Below are 3,688 nucleotides of genomic sequence, written 5' to 3'. Positions count from 1 at the left end.
ACCCCAGTCCAAACCCGCCACCCGTAGCGCCAGCCGCCAACCCCCNCACACCGNNNNGNCCCNGANCCNACCACCCACAGACTTTCGGCTTGGTGGGGCGCCGTGCCCAACGAAACCTCTCTACGCAGACCGCAACAGAGACCCACCAAGCCGTGGAGCGCGACCCGCGATTGACCGCAACGCCCGCGCCCACCAGCGGGGCGAACCACCTTCGAACGTACCTCCGAATAGGACTCGCACCCATCGACGCCCACAAATGACACTACATAGAGGTGCATACGAATATGTAGATTGTGGGGGGTCAGGTATTCCCATGACCACCGACGCGGAGTAACATTCGCCGAGTAACCGACCACGAACCCGGTTACCGCACAAGAGTTCCCGCCGAGCCTTCGAAGGCTCGGACGTGGAGACATAAGACGACCGGAGCGGCCATCGCCCTAGCAAGCAAACCGCTCCGGTCTTATACGAAAGGAGGCTCCCGTCATGGACGGTAACCAGCCCTCAGCGGTACCCATTGTGCCAGCCGGGTAACGACCCGGCTACCCCGATACCGCAGGCTTTCGCGGACGTCGATTCCTCGCTCGCCTGACCTGCGGTACGACCCGACTCCGACCCATTGCGGCGCAACACTTCCCGCGCCCGACCGGTCCGGAGTCGGCCAGATCCCGCGCGTTCGCGTCAAGCGAGCCCGAGGAACCGCGCCCGCCGAGCCACTTCAGGAAACCTCCCGAACGCGGCGAGGCGGCAGACGGTCCTCACGTGCGGGCTCCCCGGTGCTTGCGGGCGAGCGGACCTCGATTCGTTCTCCCCACGTCAGTTCCCGCCGACATCACGCACGGGCTCCTACCCAGCCGTGTCCGTCGAATACGCGCGCCGACGTACCGAGTCACTCCGCTCGCCCGCACACGCCGTCCTCATTTGACTGTCCTGTGTCGCTTCTGGATGAGAGCGACCTCCACTCCATTGTTGGGGGATACATGCCGATCTACGACCCTGCCCGCAGCCCGATCGACGTCAACGCCACTCCCGCGCGCCGACCGGCGGCACGACCCGTCACCCCACCGCCGTGCGCGATCACCGACCCGCCACGAGCGCTCGGCGTGTTCACCCTGGAGGGGCGCCTGATCGCCGCGACCGCGACCGTGAACACCGAGGTCCGGCTCGACCTCCTCGGCGACGGCGGCTCCGTCCAAGGTCCACTCGCGATCGTGACCGGCGCGCACACCGCCGTCCCGCTCCTGTTCCCCGACAAGGAGGAGCGCGGATGGATCGCCGAACCGGCCGTCGCCTGGTACCTGACGCGCGGAGCCGTCGATCGGTACCGTTCCACGCCGTCCACCCAGGTCAACGGGGCTCCATCTCCGACGGTTGGACCAGATCCGCACGACGTCTCGGAGGTTCGCCCCCTCGGAATGTTCAGTGTGGAGTCACGTCCGATCATGGCGACGGTGATCGCGCCCGGGCGGGTTCGGCTGGATCTGCTCGGAGCCGGAGGAGTCATCGCCGCCCCCGTCGGCGTCGTCACCGGGGCCGACACCGCGATCCCGCTCCTGTTCCTGCACAACGAGCGTCGCGAATGGACCGGTGAACCCGCCGTCGCCTGGTACCTCACTCGAACCGCCATCGACCGTTATCGTGCTCCCGCACCGGGAATCGCCACGACGGGTGGCCCGACTCCGGCACGCCCGCCCCGACGCGGCGACAACGTCGAGGTCGACGCGGACCCGCTCGTCGTCGCCGCGAAGCGCTGCGGCCCGGACACTCTCGTCGCCGACCACCATCACTGGTTCGGTATCGCGCCGCAGCGGCGATCCCGCGCGCATCCCGTCGCAGGCCCCTCCACGGCCAACCGGTCGCCGGAATCGCCGTCGATGCCGGAAGACGCACCGCCGCACGAACCCGGAACGGGCGATGCGTCGACGGAGGCGGCCCGATGACCATCACCGATGAGCCGCGCTCCGCCAAACCCGAACGCGGAACGAGCGCGCGTCGACACACCACGGCTCACCCCCGCGACCGCGTCGGCCCTGATCCTGGCCCGGAAACCGCTGCACCGCAACACGAACCCGGGATGTCGGATCTCGCTCCGGGCCCGCGTCGTCACACCGCGATCGACCAGCCTGGCGGCCACGACCGTGCGTGTGACGTGAAACCGACTGTGCCGCAAACCGACTCGGGCGCGTCGGAGTGGGACGTGCTGGGCTGGCGCGAACGCCTCATCAACCGTCAACGTCAACAGGTCCAGGACGCGATCGCCGACCGCGCGAAGCGCGACGAGCCACCGCCGCTCGTCATCCGTCCGCACAGGTCGACCCCGGCAGCGTCCCCTATAGAGGAACGAAACCGCGAACACTGGCGTCGCCTCGCCGACGCCACGACCCGCCGAGCCGGGAGCCCGTCCGGTGGTTCCGTTCTAGCCCAGTCAAACCCCGCACACCGTCGAGACCTCCCCGACGAGGCAACGGAACGCATCCACCCACCGTCCACAGGTTCCACTCGGACGACCCAGGACCTCACGGACAAGACAACTCACCGAACCCCACCACCACCATCGGACGTCCCCAACGAGACGAGCAAAAGGCCGACACACCGGCAGAGCCCGACAAGCGAGACGACCCAACGCATCCACTCACCGTCCACCCGGACGACCCACGACCCGGCACGCTCGAAGAACCTCACAGGCAACGCAACTCACGACGCCGAGCCCACATCGGACATGCTCGGCCCTACCAACCGAGACCCGGCGCACTGGCGAGACCTCGCGAACCGTGCGACCAGCCGCGCCCAACCGTCGAACGGTTTCGGTTGGTTCGCCGACACGAAACCACCGGGCTTCGGTCCCGTTCGTGGCAATGCCCGAAGGCGCGACGCGGCGACGGATACGCACGCCCTCAGGGCAATCGGCGCGAGCGGGCGATCGCATCCGAGTCGACCCGAGGTCACTCCGTCGAAGGTTTCGGCCACCCTCTACGGGCCAGGCACGAGCACCCCGATCCCATCGGGGCCGTTCTCCTACCGCCGACCGACGGCGGCACGGGCGGTCGGCCGCTACCCCGTCAAGCCATCCCGTTGGCGCCCCTCACTGAGCGACGATTCACTATCGAGCAATGCTGCTCGTGAAGCCGCGCCTGAACCGAACGGCGAAGCGCGACACGGTCGGGTGCCCAGCCGTGGGACCTTCGGCGAGCGATGTTCGGAACGCCTGCACCCCAACGTTTCTCCGATACCGTTCGCCTTCGTCGCGGAACCGGTGGCGCCGACCGTCAACGATTGGACGTTTCCCGCCGGACCGGAGGACCATCCGACCGCTCGAACCCACCGACCCCGGCGAAGCCCGTTCCGGGCGGTGTTCCGGCGCGCGTTCCGAGCAGTCCTGCGGTGCGTCGTCGGGTCAAGGCTCGCGCGGAGGTCATCGCCCCGTTCGGGAAGCTGCCGGGAATGCCGCACCGCCTGGCCCTGCCCGGAAATCGTCGACCATGTGAACCGCGCGTTCCACGGAACCTCCGCGGCGACACGACAGTCTCGCGATCGCCTGCTGCACCGACTATCCCTCCCCCAACGCCGTCCATCCACAGCCGGCGCCAAGAACAGCTAGCACCCAACGACCGACGACACGACCACGCTCATTCCGGGGGCGGCCCTCAATCCCCCAACCCAAGGGCCGCCCCACCCGTCTCTCCCACCC

At 68.4% G+C, this 3,688-nt stretch carries 1 protein-coding gene; it reads left to right on the top strand.

Translation table 11 applies throughout. The features are described 5' to 3' along the window. Positions 1-980: 980 nt before the first annotated feature. Positions 981-1,940 carry a hypothetical protein gene (locus ACM9NP_RS23855; RefSeq protein ID WP_415649023.1) on the top strand — a complete coding sequence of 320 codons (960 nt, stop codon included), beginning with the start codon at positions 981-983 and terminating at the stop codon, positions 1,938-1,940. The last annotated feature ends 1,748 nt before the right edge of the window (positions 1,941-3,688 follow it).

The sequence above is a fragment of the Stackebrandtia soli genome, from assembly GCF_965137155.1.
Taxonomy (GTDB): Bacteria; Actinomycetota; Actinomycetes; order Mycobacteriales; family Micromonosporaceae; genus Stackebrandtia; species Stackebrandtia soli.
The sequence above is the reverse complement of the archived record's forward strand: the minus strand, read 5'-3'. Positions and strand labels throughout refer to the sequence as shown.